Below are 20,958 nucleotides of genomic sequence, written 5' to 3' on the forward strand. Positions count from 1 at the left end.
AGCCGAACACCGTGGCGCAACGAGGTGTCCATCGTCGGAATAATTGACGATTTTACCTGGCACCCCCCGTGCGAGAGCGCACGGCCCGTGGAGGTGTTCATGGCACAGTTTCAGCGTACAGCGCTCGCTCTCATCATCCCCGCCTCGTTGTCGATCGCGTGCTCCTCGTCGAGCGACGCGCCGCCGCACGAGCCGCTCCAGCTGGGCGAGGCGCCGGCGGCGATCTGCGGCGGCGGCGCGACCCGCGAGGGAGACGGCTCCGGGCGCGACCCGGTGGCGGGCGTGGGCGCGGGCACGGGCACGGGCGCGAGTGCAGGCTCGAGCGGCGGCTTCACGGACCCCAACGGCGAGCCGCCGGTGGGTGAAGGAAGCGCCACGGGCAGCGGGGGTTCCGGAGGCAGCAGCGGCGGCTCCGGAGGCGGGTGCGCCGAAGGCGGGGCCGGCGGCGGCGGCGACGGGGCCGGCGGGTGCGGCGACGAGGCAGGCAGCGGCGGCTCGGCCGGCGGCGGCTCGGGCGGCAGCGGCGGCTCGGGCGCCGCGGCGACCGGCGGCGGCACAACGGCGGGCAGCGGGGCCGGCAGCTCACGGGACGCCGGGCCCCGGCTCACGCCGCAGGCCAGCGGCGGCTCGTGCGCGGGGGTCAACCTCTCCACGCCGCTCACGCTTTACCTTTCGTCCGACGACTCGAACTCGATGGCATCTCCGGTCATCGTCCGCCGCCAGATCGAGCGCGGCGCGCCGCAGGTCGACCCTTATGTCGTCCGCACGCACGAGTTCCTCAATTACTACCGGTACTCGTTCGCCCCGGCCGATCCGGGAGAGCTCTCGATCGTATCGCAGCTCGGCTCCTGCGTGCTCACGGGCGATCTGGCGCTCCAGATCGCGGTGCAGTCGAGCCGGGCGCCCGCCGCGCGAGAGCCCATGACGATCACGCTCGTGCTCGACACCTCGGGATCGATGTCGGGAGAGCCGATCGAGCTCGAGAGGGCGGCCGTCCGGGCCATCGCGTCGACGCTCGTCGAGGGCGACGTCGTGAACGCCGTCACGTGGAATACGGGGCAGAGCCCCGTGCTCGAAGGCCACGTCGCCTCGGGCCCCGACGACCCCGTCCTGCTCGGCGTCGCGAGCGCGATCGTGGCCGACGGAGGCACCGATCTGAACAGCGGCCTCGCCGCGGGCTACGCGCTCGCCAACGCGCACAGGACCGCGGGCGGCGTCAACCGCGTCGTGCTGATCAGCGATGGACAGGCCAACGCCGGCGTGACTGAGGAAGCGATCATCGGGGCGAACGCCGAGGACGCGGACGGAGAAGGCATCTACCTCGTCGGCGTCGGCGTCGGCGACGGCGTGAACGACACCCTCATGGACGTGGTCACCGACGCCGGCCGCGGCGCGTATGTCTATCTCGACAGCGCCGACGAGGCGAGGCGCGTCTTCGTCGACCGGTTCGCCGAGACGCTCCTCGTCGCCGCGCGCGACGTGAGGATCGAGCTGACGCTGCCGCCGTACTTCGGCATCCAGAAGTTCTACGGAGAGGAGTACTCGCCCGATCCGGCCAAGGTGCGCACGCAGCACCTCGCCCCGAACGACTCGATGATGCTGTATCAGATCCTCCGCCCGTGCGACCCGTCGCTGCCGAGCGCGAACGACCCTTACCGGGTCCGCGTCACCTGGCGCGACGCGGCGACCGGCGAGGCCAGGGAGGCCGTGCAGCAAACCACGCTCGGAGGGCTCGGGATCGACGACGGCAACCTCACGAAGGCCGCGGCGATCATCGCGTATGCCGAGGCGCTCAAGCAGCTCGTCGAGCTCGACGCCGGAGGGCGCGCGAGCGCGCTCTCGGCCGCCCGGGAGACGGTACTCGCCGCGAACACGACAGGCGCGGACGCCGATCTCCTCGAGATCGCGGCGACCCTCCAGAAGATGATCGACAACCAGCCATAGAGCGGTTTTCAGCTGAGCCTAGTACGAGCGTCGCAGAGCGGCGGTCACCCGCACAGGAGACGGGTCCAGATCGGCGTTTTCGGCGCGGAAGCGCACTCCAGTGCGCTGAGCACCGAAAACGTCGAGATGGGCCCGTATCCGAAGCGGGTGACCGCCGCTCTAGCACGCGAGCCGCTTCACCCAGGCAAGGACGAAGTCGCGGAACACCACCACGTTCCGCGGCACGTGCCGCGCGCTCGGATAGACGAGGTACACCGTCCCGGCGCGCTGCGACCACTCCGGCAGCACGTGGACGAGGCGCCCGCTCGCCAGCTCGGGCGCGGCGAGGACGCGCGGGAGCGGCCCGATACCGCCCCCCGCCCGGAGCAGCGAGCGGATGAGCTGGAAGTCGTCGGTCGCGATGCGCCCGGTCGCCATCGCGTCGCGCACCGCGCGGGCGCCGTCGACGGGCTGCTGGCCGCGCCGGGCATCGGGGAGGAACACCACCCGCTCGTGGTCGGCGAGCTCCTCCAGCGCGCGGGGCATGCCGCGGCGCGCGAGGTACGAAGGAGCAGCGAAGAGCTGCACGTAGGAGTCGAGCAGCTTGCGCACGACGAGCGAGGAGTCCGGGAGCTCGCGCATCGCCCGGATCGCCACGTCGAAGCTCTCGCGCAGGAGGTCCACCCGGCGCGTGGACATGTCGACCTCCACCGACAGCAGCGGGTAACGTGCGCCGAACTCGACGAGCATCTCGCCGAGGAAAGACTCCCCACCATCCGGGGGAGCGCTCAGCCGTATCGTGCCCTGAGGCTGCCCTTGATAGGCGTCCAGCGCCTGCGCCGCGTCGCGGAGACCGGCGATGTGGGGCGCCACGTCGCCGAAGAAGCGACGGCCCGCGTCGGTCAGCGCCACGGCGCGCGGCGACCGCTGGAGGAGACGCACCTTGAGGCCGTCCTCGAGCCGCGTCACCGCGCGGCTCACCGTCGATTTCGGGACCCCGAGCTGCTCCGCCGCGGCGGTGAACGAGCCGAGCTCCGCCACCCTGGCGAACGCGGCGATCTCATCGAGCTGGGGCGCCCGGGCAGGGCGCGCTCGGGCTGCCGCGCGGGGGCTGGGCATGATAGGACCTCACGAGGGGCGGGCGGCGTCGGACGAGGGCTCACGCCAGGTTGCGCCAGCGCAACGTTGAGTTGAGCCGTTGCACGATAGCACCGGGCGTCGCGAGGGCGCATCAGGAAAGGCATGGGCGCTCCGCTCGGGAGAGCCCGCCACACCTCAGCGAGGCTCATCATGAACAACGTCAAGCGTTTCGCCCCCGCCGCTGCCCGCATCCTGCTAGGGCTCGTGTTCTTCGTGTTCGGGCTCAACGGCTTCTTGCATTTCCTGCCGCAGCCCCCGGCTCCGGAGGCCGCGGCCAGCTTCGGGGGCGCGCTCGCGGCGACCGGGTACATGTTCCCGCTCATCAAGGGGACCGAGGTCGTCGCAGGCGCGCTGTTGCTCTCGAACCGCTACGTCCCCCTCGCGCTCGCGCTCCTCGCGCCCATCGTCGTGAACATCGTCGCCTTCCACACGTTCCTCGCGCCGGGGAACCCGCTCGCGTGGTTCATCCTCGCCATCGAGCTCTACCTCGCCTTCGCGTACCGCGCCGCGTTCCGCCCGATGCTCGCGGCGCGCGTCGACGCGAGCGTCGGCGCGGAGCAGAGCAAGCTCCGGCCGGTCGAGAGCGCGGCTTGAGCCGCCCGCCCGGCGCTCCCCCGATCGGCCCCCGTCACCGCCGCGGTGAGCCCTGGTAAAGGATGCGGCCGCCGGTCTTCGCCAGGGCGTACCGGAAGCCGCGCGCCAGGTCGACGTGCGTGACCATCGCGCCGACGTCCAGGCCCTGGGCGACCATCATCTGCGCCGCTCCCGCGGTCACGCCGACGAGCACCGCCTCCGCGCCGAGCAGCGCCGCCGCCTGCGCCGCCCGGACGAGCTGGTTCGCCGCCGTGGCGTCGACCACCGCCATCCCCGTGACGTCGATCAGCACCACCTGCGCGTCGTGCTCGTGGATCTCCTTCAGCAGCGACGCGATGAAGCGGCTCGAGCGCTGGGCATCCATCGTGCCCACCACGGGCATGACAAGGATTCCATCGGCGATCGGCACCACGGGGCTCGACAGCTCATGGATCGTCCGGAGCATCGACTCCTGGAGCTCGTTGGCCCGCTCCAGCTCCGCGGTCCGCTCGGAGATCCGGCTGAACAGCCGGGCGTTCTCGATGGCCACGGCCGCGGTGCCGGCCACGCGCTCGAGGAACGGCACGTCGTCGCTCCCGCAGGCGTCCTCACGCTCGCTGCTCAGGACGAGGACGCCGACGACGCTGCCCCGCGCCCGCAGCGGCACGCCGACGAGCGTCCGCGCGCCGGCGTGCTCGCGGAGGAGGGAGGCGTCCTCTCGCCCGTCGTGCCCGGCCGGATCGATCACGATCGGGCGGCCGGCATCGAGCACACGGCCGACCAGCGAGCGCGGCGAGAAGCGCACGCGCTCCTCGACGATGGGCTCGCTGCGCGCCGCCACGCCGATCAACAGCACCTCGATCGGCCGGCCGGCCGCGTCGCAATCGATGCGCCGGCTCGCGACGCGGCGGGCCGCGTCGAGCGCGAGGTGATCGCTGAGCGTCGTGGACCACGGCGTGTGCTCGAGGGTGACGCAATCGACGCCCGTGTGGATGATGCGCGAGGCCGGCAGCTCCGCGAGGGTCGCCTCGACGCCCTGGGCGATCATCCGGTGGACGATCTCGGCGGCGCGATACCCCATATCGTACTCGCGCTGCACGATCGTCGCGTGGATCGCGCCCCGGCGGAGCAGCGCGACCGTCGCGGAGAAGAGATCGAACGCGACGATCTTGAGCTCTCCGCCCCTGCCGAGCTCCCTCGCGGCGCGGCCCCAGGCCGGCCCGCCGCCGCCCGCCACCCCGAAGGCGCCGGCGATGTCCGGCCGCTGCTGGAGGGCCGCCCGCGCGAGCACCGTCCCGAGCTCCTGGTCGTGGTCGTTGTCCTGGTGGGGGGGCAGCACGGTGAACTCCGCCCCTTCCATCGCCGCGCAAAACCCCTCGATGCGCTCGCGCGTGTTGATCGCGTCCTTCGTGGGCCGCTGCGGCGCCACGACCCCGCCGCTCGGCAGCAGCCGGCGCATCACCTCGCCCGCCAGCCTGCCCGCCGCCACGTTGTCCGTGCCGATATAAAGCGGTGCCCGGCTGCCCGGCACCGGCGGCGTGTCGACGACGACCACCGGGATCCCCGCCTCCGCCGCCCGCCGGAACCCCTCCTCGGCCTCCTCGGGGGCGCCCGGAGCGATGATGATGCCGTCCACGCCCCGGCGGATCCCGTCCTCGAGGATCTCGCTCTGGCCTCCCGGGCCGCTGGCGGGGCCGACGCGGAAATCCACGGAGATGCCCAGGCAGCGCGCGGAGTCGACCGCGCCGTCGCGCATGTTGTGGAAGTACGTCATGGGGGCCGAACGGCGGGCCCGGAACACGCGGGCTTCCTGCTCGCCCAGAGCGGCCGCGGCGCCCTCTCCGCCGCCGGCGTCCTCGACCAGCCACAGATCCACAGAGGTCCATTGCTGGTCGATCTGCACGCTCTTGATGCCGTGAGCGAGGGTGTCCAGGAGGTGGCGCGGCTCCACCGTGGTGCCCACCGCGTTCAGCACCTGCTCGAGAAGGCGAATCTCCTGTGCCAGTCTCGCCTTCTCGTCATAGAGCCTGTGCCGCTCCAGCGCGGCCCCGGCGGCGTCCAGGAACACCTCCAGCATCGCGCGGCGCTCGCCCTGCGGAGGCTCGAGGGTCGCCTGCTCCAGGGCGAGGTAGCCTGCCGGCGCTCCCCGGACGACGACGGGCGCGACCAGCACCCCCGCGTCGGCGGGCACGGCCCCCTCCGCCGCGATCGCGAGGGGAAGGTGCGCTTCATACCACGCATGTGCGCCGACGACGCACATCCCGCCCGCCGCCTCTGGCGCCGCGCGCGGGGCGCGCAGACCGCTCTCGCTGGCGAGGCACGCTTCGGTCGAGAGGATCACCCCCTGCCGAGCGAGCGCGTCGAACCCCTCGAGCGCCCTGTAGACGAGGCGGTGCCCTTCGCAGAGGAGCAGGCTGCCGCGCGGCGCCCGCGGCGCGATCGCCATGGCCCGTCGCACGATCTGCTGCAATGTCGCGAAGAGATCCACTCCATGGCGCATACGGGTCCCGCTCGATCCGCCGTCACGACGCGCGACGCGGCGGTCCAGAAAGCGCGATCGACCACAGTTCTGTCAAGGTCGATTTGCCCCTCTCCCCAGGCGTGCGGGCCGGCTCGCGGCCCGCCGTCGGCGGCCGGGGGCGTCGCGGCGCGCGCCGCGTCGTTGTGGAGGTGGCGAGTCGCCCGCGCGGCGCGCGCTACTCGCAGGGCAGGACGCGCAGAACGCGGATCGAGGTGTTCGTGCTGCCGGGCGCGGCGAAGGCCACGCTCCCGTCGGGGAACGCGACGAAGTCCTGGTAGCGATTGCCGAGCACGTCGACCTCCAGCGGCTCGCCCTCGGCCTCGCCGGTGGCGCGATCGCGCGTCTGCAGGTACAGCGCGCGCGCCGCGTCGTTGCGGGCGATATCGCCGGCCTTCGTCGTCGTCTCCCAGGCCGCGAGCATGCGGGAGCGGCCATAGGCGGCCAGGTGCGGAGCGCGGTGGTTCATGCCCGCCTCGCTGGCGATCGTGATGTCTTTGTCCGCGGCGCCGTCGGTGAAGTGGAGCAGCCGGACGTCCGCGAGCCCGTTCGCGCCCGCCGGCTGGCCCGAGCGGATATTGCTCGTCGTGAGCCAGTAGCCGCCGCCGGCCGCCGTGACGAGGTTTCCAAGGTTCGAGTAGGCGAGATCGACCGGATAGATGGTCTTGTAATTCGGCGCGAACGCGATGCGGTTGTCGTTGTCGGTCTTGCACACCGTCACGAACTTCCGGGCGCTGTCGTCCCAGAGGATGCGCTCGTAACCGCTGTGGCTGCAGCCCCAGTCGAAGCCGTCCCGCTGCAGCTCCCCGCTCGCGTCGACGACCTTCATGCGATCGCCCTGATGGATGTTGATGCACCCGCCTTGCGAGACGCTGATCGCGGCGCCGAAATAGCCCGCATAGCGCGAGCCGTCGAAGGCGATGCGGCCGTGGTGCGCGTACCACCAGATCATGTACACATCGGGCCCGGCGGGTCCGGTCGAGTAGGGCGGCAGCGCGGCGCTCGAGCTCGTGAGCTTCGTCGCCCAGGTCGCGCGCTCGCCGTCGAAGCGGACCATGTACATGTCGTGACAGGCGATCGGGGGGGACGGCGGCGTACCGCACAGGTTCGAGGGCGTTCCGCAATTCAGTGTCCCGCCGCCTTCTGCGTCGCGGGTCAGCAGCAGCACGCCGCCGCTGTCGTCAGCGTAGAGGTCGGCGAAGTCGTTCGCCGGCAACCCGAACGGGCGCCCCGCGGCCTTGTCATCGGCGTCGAGCTGGACGACGTGGACCTGCCCGTCGTCGCTCATCCATGCAAGGCGCGACCCGCCGGACGGTATCGGCGAGATGACGAGCGGCTTCAGCGCGGCCTCGTCTTCGTTGTTGATCACGCGGCCCCCGACGTCGACCTCGGTGATGCGGACGTGGTCCCGGGTGACGCCGCACGCGCCAGGTCCCGGATCCCCGCCCGCGCCTCCGCCGCTCGCGCTCGACGCCTCTCCCCCGCTGGCGCTCGACGCTCCACCCCCGCTGGCGCTCGACGCTCCACCGCCGCTCGCGCTCGACGCCCCTCCCCCGCTCGCGCTCGACGCTCCACCGCCGCTGGCGCTCGACGCTCCACCGCCGCTCGCGCTCGACGCCCCTCCCCCGCTCCCGCTCGATGCGCCTCCACCGCTGCTCGACACCTCACCGCCGGACTCGCCAACGCAGCCCGGGGGCAAGGTGACAAGAACCAAAGACCAGATGACTCGCATGCATCGTCTCGACATCTCGCCACGCTACAGCGCTGACCGGCCCCTCATGGGGCAGAATCTCTGCTCGGCGCGGAGGAGCGCTCCCGGGCTCTCCGGTGCCTGTGCGGAGATCTCGCCGGCCGGGAAACCAGGCCAGCACCCTGGACCAGAACAGCCATCGATGGCGGACATCCGCTCACCCACCGCCGCGCCATGATTCCCAGGACAGTCTCAGGCGCCCCAGAGCAGCGACCGCCCCCTCGTGGCGCGGGTCCTGGCGAGCGTTGACACGCACACGCTGGCCTGGTAGGAGACGCAAGCGTCCGTCCGAGCGCGGCCGTCGGCAAGCGATGCCGGTGAGCTCTTGCCTCGCGAGGCCACCGATGTACAGCGCTTGGCCCCGCCCAGGCGCCGCCCACGTCGAGTTCCGCCGCCAGTCGCTTTAATGCCATGTGGCTGTAAGAGACCACCACCGCGGACCGGCTCGCCCAACACGGCCGGCGTCGCAGAGGGCGGCAGCCTGAGCGCCTCGACGGATCCAGCGAGGGAAACGCAGGCAACCTCGGTAAGGTCTAGCGGCTCGTCCGCGCGGGGCAGGTTGACGCGGCACAGCTAGCCAGAGTCGACGGTGCGAGGCCCCGGCGCCGGAGGCCCGCCCTAGCCTCCGACCCGGCACCATGTTATTGCTAGCCCGCCGATTCCGCCACGCGCGCAATTGATGCGCGCCGGTGGTTCACCTGACTTGAGGAGCGCTGGAGCCACAACAACCGCAACATGCCTGGAAGCCCAACCTGGGCGTGGAGACGCCGCCTCCACCCTGGCCCGCAGACCAGAGCCCTGGGGCTTGCCGCGGACACCGTTGTCGAAAGCGCCCTCTGAACTAAGGCACACGCAAACCACGAGCTGGAGATCCGTTTATGACCGTTGTCACTGGAGACAGAGAGTACTTCCCGGGTGTTGGCAAGATCCCCTACGAGGGGCCCGAGTCCGACAACCCCCTCGCCTTCAAGTGGTACGACGCCAACCGCGTCGTTGCCGGCAAGGCCATGAAGGATCACTTCAAGTTTGCCGTGTGTTACTGGCACACGTTCTGCGGGCGTGGGCACGATCCGTTCGGCCCGGGGACGATCAACTTCCCCTGGGATGAGGGCAAGGACGCGCTGGCCCGCGCTCGCATGAAGATGGACGCGAACTTCGAGTTCATCACCAAGCTGGGCGCGACGCACTACTGTTTCCACGACATCGACCTCGTCGAAGAGGGCGAGAACCGCGCCGAGACGTCGCGTCGCCTCCAGAGCATCGTCGAGTACGCCAAGCAGAAGCAGGCGCAGTCGGGCGTCAAGCTGCTGTGGGGCACGGCGAACCTGTTCTCCAACCCGCGTTACATGAACGGCGCCTCCACGAACCCGGATTTCTCCGTGCTGGCGTACGCCGGCGCCCAGCTCAAGGACGCCCTCGACGCGACCATCGCGTTGAACGGCGAGAACTACGTGTTCTGGGGCGGCCGCGAAGGCTACATGAGCCTGCTGAACACGGACATGAAGCGCGAGAAGGCGCACTTCGCTCGCTTCTTGACCATCGCCCGCGACTACGCGCGCGCGCGCGGCTTCAAGGGGGTCTTCTTCATCGAGCCCAAGCCGATGGAGCCCTCCAAGCACCAGTACGACTTCGACGCCGAGACCGTGATCGGGTTCCTGCGCCAGCACGGCCTGGACAAGGACTTCAAGCTCAACCTCGAGACGAACCACGCGACGCTCGCCGGCCACACCATGGACCACGAGATGCAGGTGGCCGCGGACAACGGCATGCTCGGCAGCATCGACGCCAACCGCGGCGACTACCAGAACGCGTGGGACACCGATCAGTTCCCCTACAACATCAACGAGACGGTCGAGATGATGCTCATCCTGCTCCGCAGCGGTGGGTTCCAGGGCGGCGGCGTCAACTTCGACGCCAAGCGCCGCCGCAACTCGAGCGATCTCATCGACACCTTCCACGGACACATCGGCGGCATGGATGTGTTCGCCCGCTCGCTCCTCATCGCCGATGACCTGATCCGCAAGTCGCCGCTCGAGGCGATGCGCAAGGCGCGTTACGCGTCCTTCGACGGCGGCAAGGGCGCCGAGTTCGAGCAGGGCAAGCTGACGCTGGAGCAGCTGGCCGAGATCGGCAACGCCGGCGGTGAGGTCAAGCTCACGAGCGGTCAGCAAGAGCTGTACGAAAACATCGTCAATCGCTGGATCCGATAAGTCGAGCGATCGCGGGAACGACGGCCGGGCGACGCAGCTGCGCGCCCGGCTGTTTTTCTTTCCGAGGAGATGTAGATCTCCTGCGGATGATCTGCTCTGCGACGGCGACGTTGATCACCCAGCCTGCGCCCATCAGGAGCGCTCTGACGCCCTCGCTCGGCACGCCGACGAGCAACACCCACGGTACGTGGGTCAGCACCTGAGTCCCCGCCCCCAGACCGATCGCATAGCCTCGCAGCATCCAGGCGCCGTGCCCTTCGAAGTCGCGCCGCCAGATGGCGACAAGGCCGAGCACGAGCGACGTGAACATGGCAGAGCCGAACAGCACCCGGAGGACGGCGAGGGCGTCGCCGTCCCCCTTGGGGAGCTCGTAGGAAGCCTGCATCCACAGACCCGAAGCGGCAGCGACGAGCCCCGACGGGGCGACGGCCCACCCCGTCATGCGATGCCAGCGAGGCTTCCGGCGGCGAAAGCCCGAGGAGAACTGGAACGCACCCAGGACCGAGAATACGGTCACACTGAAAATGCAGCACGATGGGCACGGGCGCAGCGAAGAAGCGGGCGTTGTCCGGGGTGACCTTGGCGCCGGCGCTCAGCTCGGCCAGGCGGAAAGCGCCGGCTGCGACAGGGACCGCGCTGAGGCCGAGCAGAAGCGCGGGTACGAGCCAGTCTCGCTTCGCCGAGGGGGCCGTGGTGCTCTCGTTCGTCATGCCGCCAAGCTAGGGACGGCCATGGTTGCGTCGCAATTGGCGCAAATGTCGGATCCGAGTCGGCCGATTGCCCGATGGGGCGATCGTACTTTCGGCCAGGTGCACCGCCACCTCGCCCCGGGCCGACGGGTCAGTCCCGGACGCGACCGGTCTCGTAGGCCCAGATGGCGATCTCGACCCGGTTGCGCGCGCCGAGCTTGGTCATGAGGCTGGCGATGTGCGCCTTGACGGTGCTCAGGCTGATGTGGAGCTCGTCGGCGACCTCGGCGTTGGTTCGACCGCGGGCCACGGTGAGGAGGACCTCCTCCTCGCGGGCCGTGAGGGACTCCCCGGGCTGCGCTCGCGCCAGCTGGGGCTTGGAGGCGGCGAACGTGGAGAGGAGGCGGGCGGTGACGCGTGGAGCGATCAAGGCGTCACCGCTCGCGGCGGCGCGGATGGCCTGCGCGAGCAGGTCGGGACCGGCGTCTTTCAGCAGGAAGCCGCGGGCGCCGGCCTTGAGGGCGCCAACGACATAGTCGTCATGATCGAAGGTGGTGATCACCACGACCGCCAGGGGATGATCGACCCCTGGGCCGGCGAGCCGTCGGGTCGCTTCGATGCCGTCGATCCCGGGCATGCGAATGTCGAACAGGCACACGTCGGGACGGAGAGCGAGCGCCAGCTCCACGGCCTTGATTCCGTTGTCGGCGACGCCCACGACCTCGATGTCGGGCTGGGCGTCGAGGATGATGCTGAGCCCGGTGCGGACGATCTCTTGATCGTCGGCGACGATGACGCGAATGCTCAACTGGGTTGTCCTTTCCGAGGCAGTACGGCCGTCACCGTCCATCCGCGCTCCGGGCCCGGGCCCGCATGGCACGTGCCCCCGAGCAGCGTCGCTCGTTCGATCATGCCGACCAACCCGTATCCCGTCGACGTCGACTGGCCACCGTGGGCTCCCTGGCCGTCGTCGGTGATCCGCAAACGTACGGACGTGTCGTCGGCCGTGACCTCCACGTCAATCCGGGTCGCGTGGCGAGCGTGTCGGCGAGCGTTGGTGATCGACTCCTGCGCGAGGCGAAAGATCGCGGCGGAGACCGACGATGGCAGGTCATCGAAGCTCCCGGTCAACTTCACCTCGACAGAAGGCCCCGTGGCGGACGTGCCCGCGAGCTGTCCGAGGTCGGCGACCCGCGGGCTCGGCGCGAGCTCGGCCGACTCGCCGCGACGCAGGAGCCGGACCATCGTGCGCATCTCGCCGAGGGCGCGAGATGCCTCGTCCGCGATCACGCGGAGCGCGTCGACGGGAGCCTCGGGGCGAGACGACGCGGCGACCAGGCCAGCCTGCGCGCGGATCGCGATCGCCGATACATGGTGGGCGACGGTGTCGTGCAGGTCGCGGGCGATACGCTCTCGCTCGGCCAGCTTGGCTTCATCGAGCTCTCGCAGACGCACGCGATCCCGATAGCGCACCGCCGCGCCGAGCGCCATCGTGGAGAGCAGGACGGCGTAGCCCCCGATGACATCGCCCGTCCTGGCATGGGAACGGATCATGTCGAGCGCCGCCGAGGTCACCATGATCGGCAGCCCGATCATCGCTTCACGCCCCGTACCCCACCGGAACAACGAGTAGGGCAGCAGCACCATGTAGACCATCGCGTACAGCCCCGGCGACGCGCTGCCGGTCACCATCACGGCGAGCTGTATCGCCATGAGGAGGCCGAACGCGATCACGACCATCTCCAGCGGCCTGGTTCTCCGCCAGAGCAGCGTCGGCAAGAGCCCGAGGCAGAGGACCAGCGAGGCGATCCGCCACGGCAGGCCGCGCCGGATCGCGACCTCGAGAGACCCGAGCGCGGCGAACACGGCCAGGAGCACCCAGTCCATCCGGACGCGTCGAGGGGGGTGCGGCGCTCGTGGCTCGGACCCCACGGATCGAAAGAACTCGCGCACCTGCCTCATGACGATGGCTCACCTTCTCGGCTCGGCCACGGATCGACGCCCGTTACAAACAGAGCCCCTGCCCGCAGACGAGCCTGCATTCACAGCCGTTCTCCTGGAGGCCTCCGGAGATGTTCATGCTGGTGTTGCCGGCCGCCCTCAGGTCGGCTTCGATCCTCTCGAGAGCGCATGCCGGGACCTTGAAGTCGTCGGTGATCTGTACATCCTCGCCCACGCTGCGCAAGGCATCGAGCCGCAGCGTCGCGAGCTCCGTGTTTCGATGGATCCAGAGCCGCTCGTCGACGGCCTCGAGCTTGCGAAAATCGGCCTCCACCAGCTCGAACGCCAGGTAGATCCACAGCGTACCGCGAACTCGCGCCAGGTTCGGCATGCGGATCGCCTTGATCTTCGCCGTGACCAGCTCCCCGCTCGAGGCACCGCCCTCGGCCCGGATACCGCCGACCTCGAGCAAGCTGGGCAAGTCGAGCGTCCTGGCGAAGTCGGACCTGACCGAGATCATGCCGTTGATGGCAGAGTAAGCGCGCGCTGCGAGGGCGTCCGCGTCCGACGCGATGAGCAGATCGCCTTGGTAGACGCTGCCTTCGAGCGCCTCCGGCCCGCTCTCGCACTCTCCCCCGCCGCCTTCTCCGGAATCCCCAGCGCCCCCAGCGGAAGCCCCCGACGTCGCGCCAGGGCCCGTGTCCCCGCCCGAGCCGCCCTCCCCCGCGCCGCCGCCGTCGCTGCCTCCGCCCAGACCTCCCGACGCACCGTGAGAGGTCCCGCTCGTTGCGCCGCCCGGGCCCCCCGTGACCGTGTCGCCCGCGCTGGCGCTGTCCCCATCGCCCGAGCCGCACGCGACGAACGACGAGACCGCGGCCATCCACGTCAGCCGGCCGAGCCGAACGCCGGGTTCTCGCGCGTTCGCCAGCAGCTCCGGCAGCTGAATTCACACCGTTCATGAGAGAGGAGGAAATCGAAACGCCTCGACAACGTCAAGCCCCCAGCCGCTACGCGACGTGCTTTGAGTCGACAGAACAATCGTTTGCACGATCCGCCCCTCCTGGAAAGCGAAGTGTTCACGTGCCCACGAGCGCCCCGTGCTTGATGATTTCTTGACGCCGCCCGGGCGGCTCTTGACGTTTTCTTGAAGCCGGCGGACCTAGCTTTGGGGCTGTCATGCAGAACAGGCCACCCATCTTCGTCATCCCCACGTACCGGTTGCGCGACGTGGGCGAGACCATCCACCTCTACGACGAGCACTTCTGGCGCAACGGACATGCGATCCCGATGGTCGTCTTCGACGATTCGAACGTCCACAACCAGCAGAAATACTACGCTCTGCTCGAGGCGACGGCGACCTACAACGACCTCTACTACGTCGGTCCGCGCGAGAAGGAGGCGTTCATCGCCTACCTCAACCAGCGGCTCCGCGATCGCAAGCTCGAGCCGCTCGTCAGGAATTTGTTTAGGCCGAGCTACGGCGGGAACCGCAACTATACCCTGATGTACACGCTGGGAACCCGCATGCTGAGCGCCGACGACGACATGCGGCCTTATGCGCTGGTCGAGCACAGCCCGGAGTCGCTCGAGCAGGACGAGGTCTGCCGTGGCAAGCTCCTGAAGGCGAACGGCGACGGCTTCACCCGCAAGTCGTTCGACATCCTGGCCGCGTTCCTCGACGTGCTGGGCAGGCGCGTCGCGGACGTCCCGGCCAACCACGCGCGCGGCGAGCTGCTCCGCGACAGCGCCATGGACCTCGAGACCAACGCCACGCAGGGCCTCGTCCGCGAGAACTCGCTGCTGCTCGACCCGGGCGAGGTGCCCGACGAGGCGGTGGTCAAGGTCGCGCAGACGTTCCGGTCCGGGACGAACGACATCGACGCCATCGATTACGTGGAGATGTTCCTCGACGACGAGGGGCAGGTGGAGCTCGATGAGCTGAACGACGTCTACGTCCTCGTCAACTTCCGCCCCGCGGTCACCAACAAGAACTGGCGCATCGACTGCGGGGTGGCCGGCTATGACAACAGCTTCGGTCTTCCACCGTTCTTTCCGACGCGGCTCAGGTTCGAGGACTACATCTACCGGCTCTGGATCCAGCAGCAAGGCGTGGCCGCCGCCCACGTCGACGCCGCCCAGACGCACATCAAGAGCAACTACATGCGAAGCCCGCTCGCCGCGGAGGTGTTCAACGAGGAGGTGTCGAACCTCCTCAAGCTGAAGATCAAGTCGACCCTCTCGAAGGTCGAGGACCTCAGCATCGGCTTCGACTACGGCGGCGAGGTGACCGCGGAGGACTGCGACCGCATCCTCGGGCGGATCACCGCGCTCCATGCGCGGGTGCTGGGCACCGCGGCGGCGACGGTGAATCACGAGCGCGCCGACGCCCTGCGCCGCTTCGCCGTGACCCTCGAGAAGACCTTTTACGGGTTCGAGCCCGATTTTTTCCAGCAGAACCTCGTCCGCATCGTCGACGACGTGATCAGCCAGTTCAAGGGCTCGCTCGAGCTGTGGCCGACGCTCGTCGAGATCTGCTACCTCCAGAAGAGCCGCGCCGGTCTGCCGCAGTCGCGCGTCCAGAACGAGCGGCGGCATTGACGCGAGCGCGCCGCCGCGTGCCTGGGCGCGCGGCGGGGCCGCGTCACCCGCCGTCGTGAGGCCCCAGGATCACCGGCCCGGGAGCGAGCAGCTGCGTGCCGTCCATCAGCCAGACCGCCGCTTGGTTCGTCCCGACGGCGTACCAGAGGACGTCCGCCATGTTGTCGAAGTTCACGTCGGTGCCGGGGCGCACTTGCCAGCCGCGGCCGAGCGGCCCCGGGATCACCGGCCCCGGCGACAGCAGCTGGGCGCCGTCCATCAGCCACACGGCCATCAGGCCCTGCTCGGGGCTGTTCCAGAGCACGTCCCCCATGCCGTCGAGGTTGAAGTCCGACGACGTGACGATCTGGAAGCCGCGGCCGAGCGGCCCCGGGATCACCGGCCCTGGCGACAGCAGCTGGGCGCCATCCATCAGCCAGATCTCCATCAGGTTCTTCTCTACGTTGTTCCAGAACACATCCCCCATGTCGTCGTAGTTCACGTCCTGCGCGGTGGGCGCCGACCATCCCTCGCCGGGCGGCCCTGGGAGCACCGGCCCCGGCGCCAGCAGCTGGCCTCCGTCCATCAGCCAGATCGTTATCAGGTTCTGTCGCTCGTTGTTCCAGAGCAGATCCGACATCCCATCGATGTTGAAATCGGTCGCCGAGGTGACCGTCCATCCCTCGCCGGGCGGCCCTGGGAGCACCGGCCCCGGCGCCAGCAGCTGGCTTCCGTTCATCAGCCAGATCGTCATCAGGTTCTGGTCTGCGTTGAGCCAGACAACGTCGGCCATGCCGTCGCGGTTGAAGTCGCCCGCATTGACCGCCTCCCAGCCCTGGCCGATGGGTCCCGGGATGAACGCCCCCGGCGCCAGGAGCCGGTTCCCCTCCATCAGCCAGATCGCGATCAGGTTCTGCTCCTTGCTGCTCCAGAGTATGTCTCCCATGCCGTCGGCATCGAAGTCATTCAGGCGGACTGCCTCCCACCGGTGGCGGCCCAGCCTCGGTGTCGCGACCCCCATCAGGGACGCCGCGGGCTCATCCGCCCCACGCTCCTCGTGCAGGTCCACGCCCGCCGAGCAGGCGGCCATGGTGTGAATCGCAGCGATTACGCGCAGCGCCGCCCCTGTAGCCGCAGACCGTCTCATACCCGCCCTCTCTTGCGCCTCAGGCGCAGGCACGGGTGCCGTTCGGGCATTTCCTGTCCGGTATCCGGCCTCGTGGGCGCGCCGAGCACGCGCGCCCGTGGAGCGGCAAGGGCCAGTCCAGCGACGGCGAGCAAGCCCGGGCCAGCGTGTGAGGGGCACGTTGTGACGATATTTTTCTCTGTCTCGGAGGAGCACGCGAACATCGAAGAGATGTGCGCGATCGCTGCGAGCAAGATGGCCTTGACGTGCCGACGTGGGAGATGTAGCCGAGGATATGGCTGACCATGGCGTGATATCCACCCTCTCTGTGTGTCGCTCCCTCGCTGCCTGTCTGCCGTTGCTCGCGCTCATCGCCTGCGGCGGCGACGGCGCCAACACACCACCTACGCCGGAAACGAGCGGCAGCGGCGGCACGGGCGCGACGTCGACCAGCGAGAGCGTCGGCGCGACGGGCGGCGGCGGGGCCGGCGCGTCGCCGACCGGCGGAGTCGGCGGGGGGGCGATGTCCGCTGGAAGCGGGGCCGAGAGCGCGACCACCGGGACAGCGACAGGGACAGGGACGGGCGGAGGCGGGAATTCCACCGCTTGCACGCGCGAGCTCCTGAAGAGCACGATCGACGCTTATTTCGAAGCGCTCGCGGCGCACGATCCGTCGACATTGCCCCTCGCCGACAGCGTAAAATTCACGGAAAATGGCAAAGCCCTGACGCTCGGCCAAGAAGGGCTCTGGAAGACCGCCGGGGCGCTCAAATATGCTCACAGCGCGCTCGACACCGAGACCTGTAGCTCCGCGAGCCAGGCCGTGGTGCCGGACGGCAGCATGGACATCCCGCTCGCCCTTCGACTCAAGCTCCAGGGCCAGGAGATCACCGAGATCGAGACCATCGCCGTGCGGCCGGGGGACTACAAGGTCTCCGGGCAAAATTTCGCCTCGAACACCGGCGCCATCATCGCGAGCGGAGATACCGTCAAGTGGGAGGAGCCCGTTCCGGAGGACGAGCGCAACTCGCGGGACGAGCTCGAGGGCTGGATGGAGAAGTACTTCTGGATGTTCCCGCGCGGCGTCTGCAATACGGTCAGCAACTGCAAGCGCATCGAGAACGGCGGCGGGTCGTTCACGTGCAGCGCCGGCGCGAGCTGCGATCCTGGCCAGCCGGGCTCGGGGTCACCCGCGCTGCCCCCTCGCCTCATCTTCGCCGACGTCGAGAGGGGAATCGGGGTCGGGTTCACCATGTTCATGGGGAACACCGACATGCACATGTTCAAGATGCGCGGCGGCCAGGTCTACGGCGTGAGCGCGTTCCTGGGCGCGGCCAGCAGCTCCGGCTGGGAGTGAACGGGCCTCGCCTCCGCTTCAGGGCGGTTCGGCCATGCCTCGCAGAACGGCCCGGCCACGCGTTCTCATGACCGGGCCGCCGGGCCCCGCACCTTCGGTGCTCGGGGCCCGTCGCTCACCGACGACTCGCCGCTACGGGATCGTCGGGGCCGTCCACTCCACCCACTTCGCCTTGTCGAGCTCGTTCTTCGGCTTCCAGACATCGGTGTTCGCGCTGGCGTCGTTGAGCAGGAACTTCTTGACGAAGGCGTCGATCGCGGCCTGCTCGCCGTTCTTGTAGTCCGTGCCGCAGTGGTTGTGCCCGCTGTCGACGTACCCGATGTTCTGCTTCACGCCGAGGGCCTCGTAGACCAGCCTGGCGGCTCCGCCGGCCTGATCTGCATTGTTCGTGCTCAGCCACTCGTAGTTGAGGTTCCCGAGGATCAGGAGGCCGCGAGGCGCCACCATGCTGACCAGCTGGTGGTGGTCGAGCGGGAGCTTGGTCACCGCGCTGCCGAACTGCTCGATCGTCTTGCTGAACCACTTCTGCTCGCCGTAAGTCCTCGTGAGGTTCTGGACGCCGGCGCTGCCGGTCTGGCCCTTGTTATCGACCTCCGAGACGCGCCACGCCGCCACGCCGCCCGAGCCAGACTCCTGCGGGATCGTCAGCGCGAAGCGCGAATCCATCGCGCCGACCATCAGCGCCCCCTTGCCGTTGCGGGAGCAGCCCGTGATGGCGAGCCGCTTCGGATCGATCTGCGCGTCGGGCGTGGACTCGAGGGCATCGATGATGCGGCTCGCGCCCCAGGCCCAGGCGATCAGGGCGCCGCTCTCCGCGTTCCCATGGAACTTGGAGAAGATGCCGCCGCTCCGGTCGCTCTCCGGCTGCACCCCGTTGTGATCGTAGTTGATGATCGCGACGCCCATCTGCTTCAGATGGTTGTTGTCGAGCGAGCCGTTGCTGAGCCCGATCAGCGCAGGATAGGGAGGTGAGCCGGTGCTGGGCAGGGAGATGCTCACGGAGAAGGAGACATTTTGGGCGCCGCCGCTCACGTTGATCGTCAGCTTGCCGCCGGCGAAGCTGCCCTTGACGGTGGCCTTCTTCACCTCCTTCGGGCCGGTCTCCCAGTGCTGGACCAGCTCGGAGATCTCACGATGCCGGCACACCCACTGCGCGCGTGTCGTCACCTTCGTACCATCCATCATGGTGAAGGGATCGTGCAGCTTGTCGTACGCCTTCAGCTCGCCGAAGGAGGGCATGTTCGGCACCGGACAGTCCTCGCCGGGGGTCTCGACCCCGACCAGCGTCGTGTCCCCGCCGCCCGTCGGGTTCGAGCCGCCGCCGCCCGTCGGGTTCGAGCCGCCAACGCCCGTCGGGTCAGCGCCGCCGGCGCCCGTCGGGTCCGACCCACCGGCCCCCGAAACGCTCGTCGACGGACCGCCCGTTCCCGAGGTCACGCCGCTGGTGCTACCGCCGCCGGTGCCGGACACGGACGACGTGTTGCCAGCCGACGAAGAGCCGCTGGTCGGGCCGCCGGAGCTGGTGGTGGTGGTGTCATCCTCATCAACTGTGACGCCACCATCGCTGGGGCCGCACGCGACGAACAGGGGGAGGAGGGCAGTCAGGGGGAGAAGCTGGGAGAAGGTTGGTCGGAACGACATCATGGGACGCCCATTCCCAGCGGACGACGGTTCGATCACGCTTACCGCCGGGAATCGCATCGCTGGAGTGGGCAGCCTTCAACCCAGCCGCAAATATCCATCATACATGCAGCCGATGTAATCCATCCTGATCGGCTCTGGGAACGCCTCGCACCAAGTGGCGCTTGGGGGGGCATCCGATGAGGCGACATTTTTCGAGCAGGCTTCTCCCCTCGCGATCTCGCAGCGACTGGTCGTCTGCTCGTGCTCGTGCTCGTGCTCGTCGCCGGCGAGCGAGCCGGGCCTGGCCGGCGAATGACCGACGCCCGGGAACCACGCCGAATGGGGGCAAGGCCAGAACGGCTTTCATGCCCCCCAAGGGCATCACTACTGCAGCACGGTATCCATATCCCAGTCAATCCACATGTCTTTCCATTCGCTGACCGGCTGCTGAACGCCATTGTCCATGATGTTCAGCACGTCCGTGTTTGCGCTGGTATTGCCTTCGAACGCTCGCTTGAACATTTCGCCTGCAAGGGCGGTTTGAGAGGCCGATGCGCCGCAGTGGTTTGCGCTGTACATCTGAAAACCCATGCGCTCCGGGACACCGAGCGCTTTCCATACCGGTTTTGCTGCCCATGCGGAGAGCGCCTCACAGGTTCCACCCAGGTGACACCATGAGTTCTTGCCATTGGCATTCGTGAAGTGCACCAGATACCGTGGAGCGATGGTCGCCAGGAGCATATGCGTATCGAAGGGGAGGTTGTACACCTTCGAGGGGTCGCTTCGGAGCCAACGGGCTGCACTGGTCACCCAGGGTCCGCAGATGCCGCTGTCTTCAAGGTTGTCGATGCTCTGAGGCTTGGCGTCTGAGCACTGCCAAACAGAACCACCTTCACCGTGCCTGAACCACTCTGCCTGACGCAGGTTGGCTACACCACCACCGCCCGACTCCACGATGACGACCACCGGCGCACGACTGAAGACACCCGCCAGGTAAGCACCTTTTCCACATCCGGAGCACCCCGACACCATCACCTTCGTGGGATCGTGCCCGCTGCCCGGGTTCTGCTCCAACACGTCCATCACCCGGTCAATCATCCACCCGTTGGCGATGTTGGTGTTGACCTCGGACAAGCCGAAGAGATTTCTAATCTTGCCTTCAAAGCCGCTTCCAAACGACAGCGTTTTACTGCCTGACGGGAAGATTCCACCGGACAACTTGAGGGCGATCACACTACCGGATCCACTGATACTCGCCGAGAAGCTCTCTGTTTTTCCACCCACCTTGGCGGTGATTGAAACGTTACCTCCGGATACGGTTCCGGTCACCTCATCCGGCTCGGCGGGAACTGGACCGTAGAGGTACTTGGCTGCCATTGCCAGGATTTCCTTGCGGCGGCACTCCCACTGCTCCTTGGTGGTGACCTTCGTTCCGTTGAAGAACGTAAACGGATCCGGGAGTTTCTCGTTTACCTCGGTCAGACCGCTCGGCTCAGGCAACGTGGGCAGGGTACACGTGAAGGCGCCGCCG

At 68.7% G+C, this 20,958-nt stretch carries 15 protein-coding genes; 5 read left to right on the top strand and 10 right to left on the bottom strand.

The features are described 5' to 3' along the window. Window positions 1-99 precede the first annotated feature (99 nt). Window positions 100-1,944, top strand: a complete 1,845-nt coding sequence (locus tag POL72_RS07495; RefSeq protein WP_272094339.1) for a vWA domain-containing protein — start codon at window positions 100-102, stop codon at window positions 1,942-1,944. Between the two features lie 159 nt (window positions 1,945-2,103). On the opposite strand, the gene POL72_RS07500 is transcribed toward POL72_RS07495, so the two are convergent. Continuing rightward, a complete protein-coding gene (locus POL72_RS07500; protein WP_272094340.1) occupies window positions 2,104-3,042 on the bottom strand; it encodes a LysR family transcriptional regulator in 939 nt (312 codons plus the stop codon). A gap of 171 nt (window positions 3,043-3,213) precedes the next feature. Here POL72_RS07500 and POL72_RS07505 point away from each other — a divergent pair, with 171 nt between their 5' ends. After that, complete coding sequence (locus POL72_RS07505) at window positions 3,214-3,657, top strand: DoxX family protein (protein WP_272094341.1); 444 nt, start codon at window positions 3,214-3,216, stop codon at window positions 3,655-3,657. A gap of 34 nt (window positions 3,658-3,691) precedes the next feature. On the opposite strand, the gene POL72_RS07510 is transcribed toward POL72_RS07505, so the two are convergent. Together POL72_RS07510 and POL72_RS07515 are read right to left on the bottom strand one after the other, a co-directional pair. Further along, window positions 3,692-6,136, bottom strand: coding sequence for a substrate-binding domain-containing protein (locus tag POL72_RS07510; protein ID WP_272094342.1), 2,445 nt, complete (start codon window positions 6,134-6,136; stop codon window positions 3,692-3,694). A gap of 196 nt (window positions 6,137-6,332) precedes the next feature. Continuing rightward, entirely contained in the window at window positions 6,333-7,886 is a 1,554-nt protein-coding gene (locus POL72_RS07515) for a hypothetical protein (RefSeq protein WP_272094343.1), read from the bottom strand. 896 nt (window positions 7,887-8,782) lie between these two features. On the opposite strand from POL72_RS07515, the gene xylA reads away from it, so the two are divergent. Further along, window positions 8,783-10,114 (top strand): xylose isomerase, encoded by a 1,332-nt coding sequence (xylA, locus tag POL72_RS07520; protein ID WP_272094344.1) that lies wholly within the window; start codon window positions 8,783-8,785, stop codon window positions 10,112-10,114. On the opposite strand, the gene POL72_RS07525 is transcribed toward xylA, so the two are convergent. From POL72_RS07525 to POL72_RS07540, 4 genes are all read right to left on the bottom strand, one after another. After that, the gene (locus POL72_RS07525) at window positions 10,095-10,631 is read right to left on the bottom strand and encodes a DUF2306 domain-containing protein (protein ID WP_272094345.1); all 537 of its coding nucleotides are present in this window, start codon (window positions 10,629-10,631) and stop codon (window positions 10,095-10,097) included. The genes xylA and POL72_RS07525 overlap by 20 nt on opposite strands. A gap of 323 nt (window positions 10,632-10,954) precedes the next feature. Next, window positions 10,955-11,653, bottom strand: a complete 699-nt coding sequence (locus tag POL72_RS07530) for a response regulator (RefSeq protein WP_272094346.1) — start codon at window positions 11,651-11,653, stop codon at window positions 10,955-10,957. Beyond that, window positions 11,608-12,690 carry a sensor histidine kinase gene (locus POL72_RS07535; protein WP_272094347.1) on the bottom strand — a complete coding sequence of 361 codons (1,083 nt, stop codon included), beginning with the start codon at window positions 12,688-12,690 and terminating at the stop codon, window positions 11,608-11,610. The genes POL72_RS07530 and POL72_RS07535 overlap by 46 nt, the downstream gene beginning before the upstream one ends. A gap of 118 nt (window positions 12,691-12,808) precedes the next feature. Beyond that, window positions 12,809-13,624 (bottom strand): hypothetical protein, encoded by an 816-nt coding sequence (locus POL72_RS07540; RefSeq protein WP_272094348.1) that lies wholly within the window; start codon window positions 13,622-13,624, stop codon window positions 12,809-12,811. A 296-nt stretch (window positions 13,625-13,920) separates the two neighbouring features. On the opposite strand from POL72_RS07540, the gene POL72_RS07545 reads away from it, so the two are divergent. Then, on the top strand, window positions 13,921-15,342 hold the full coding sequence (locus POL72_RS07545; RefSeq protein ID WP_272094349.1) for a hypothetical protein: 1,422 nt from the start codon (window positions 13,921-13,923) through the stop codon (window positions 15,340-15,342). Between the two features lie 43 nt (window positions 15,343-15,385). Here the strand turns inward: POL72_RS07545 and POL72_RS07550 are convergent, their stop codons facing one another. Beyond that, window positions 15,386-16,468: an FG-GAP repeat domain-containing protein gene (locus POL72_RS07550; RefSeq protein ID WP_272094350.1), complete on the bottom strand. Its 1,083-nt coding sequence runs from the start codon at window positions 16,466-16,468 to the stop codon at window positions 15,386-15,388. Between the two features lie 274 nt (window positions 16,469-16,742). Here POL72_RS07550 and POL72_RS07555 point away from each other — a divergent pair, with 274 nt between their 5' ends. Then, window positions 16,743-17,804 (top strand): DUF8021 domain-containing protein, encoded by a 1,062-nt coding sequence (locus POL72_RS07555; RefSeq protein WP_272094351.1) that lies wholly within the window; start codon window positions 16,743-16,745, stop codon window positions 17,802-17,804. Between the two features lie 132 nt (window positions 17,805-17,936). Here the strand turns inward: POL72_RS07555 and POL72_RS07560 are convergent, their stop codons facing one another. Together POL72_RS07560 and POL72_RS07565 are read right to left on the bottom strand one after the other, a co-directional pair. Beyond that, window positions 17,937-19,241 (bottom strand): glucuronyl esterase domain-containing protein, encoded by a 1,305-nt coding sequence (locus tag POL72_RS07560; RefSeq protein ID WP_272094352.1) that lies wholly within the window; start codon window positions 19,239-19,241, stop codon window positions 17,937-17,939. 570 nt (window positions 19,242-19,811) lie between these two features. Further along, a complete protein-coding gene (locus POL72_RS07565; RefSeq protein WP_272094353.1) occupies window positions 19,812-20,927 on the bottom strand; it encodes a glucuronyl esterase domain-containing protein in 1,116 nt (371 codons plus the stop codon). Between the last annotated feature and the right edge of the window lie 31 nt (window positions 20,928-20,958).

The organism is Sorangium aterium (assembly GCF_028368935.1).
Lineage (GTDB): Bacteria > Myxococcota_A > Polyangia > Polyangiales > Polyangiaceae > Sorangium > Sorangium atrum.

Excerpts from the sequence above, each read along its gene's own strand:
- POL72_RS07530 (WP_272094346.1), bottom strand. The coding sequence starts at position 11,653 with ATGGACGGTGACGGCCGTACTGCCTCGGAAAGGACAACCCAGTTGAGC.
- POL72_RS07540 (WP_272094348.1), bottom strand. The coding sequence starts at position 13,624 with ATGGCCGCGGTCTCGTCGTTCGTCGCGTGCGGCTCGGGCGATGGGGAC.
- POL72_RS07535 (WP_272094347.1), bottom strand. The coding sequence starts at position 12,690 with ATGGACTGGGTGCTCCTGGCCGTGTTCGCCGCGCTCGGGTCTCTCGAG.
- POL72_RS07550 (WP_272094350.1), bottom strand. The coding sequence starts at position 16,468 with ATGAGACGGTCTGCGGCTACAGGGGCGGCGCTGCGCGTAATCGCTGCG.
- POL72_RS07510 (WP_272094342.1), bottom strand. The coding sequence starts at position 6,136 with ATGCGCCATGGAGTGGATCTCTTCGCGACATTGCAGCAGATCGTGCGA.
- POL72_RS07500 (WP_272094340.1), bottom strand. The coding sequence starts at position 3,042 with ATGCCCAGCCCCCGCGCGGCAGCCCGAGCGCGCCCTGCCCGGGCGCCC.
- POL72_RS07515 (WP_272094343.1), bottom strand. The coding sequence starts at position 7,886 with ATGCGAGTCATCTGGTCTTTGGTTCTTGTCACCTTGCCCCCGGGCTGC.
- xylA (WP_272094344.1), top strand. The coding sequence starts at position 8,783 with ATGACCGTTGTCACTGGAGACAGAGAGTACTTCCCGGGTGTTGGCAAG.
- POL72_RS07505 (WP_272094341.1), top strand. The coding sequence starts at position 3,214 with ATGAACAACGTCAAGCGTTTCGCCCCCGCCGCTGCCCGCATCCTGCTA.
- POL72_RS07555 (WP_272094351.1), top strand. The coding sequence starts at position 16,743 with ATGGCTGACCATGGCGTGATATCCACCCTCTCTGTGTGTCGCTCCCTC.
- POL72_RS07495 (WP_272094339.1), top strand. The coding sequence starts at position 100 with ATGGCACAGTTTCAGCGTACAGCGCTCGCTCTCATCATCCCCGCCTCG.
- POL72_RS07545 (WP_272094349.1), top strand. The coding sequence starts at position 13,921 with ATGCAGAACAGGCCACCCATCTTCGTCATCCCCACGTACCGGTTGCGC.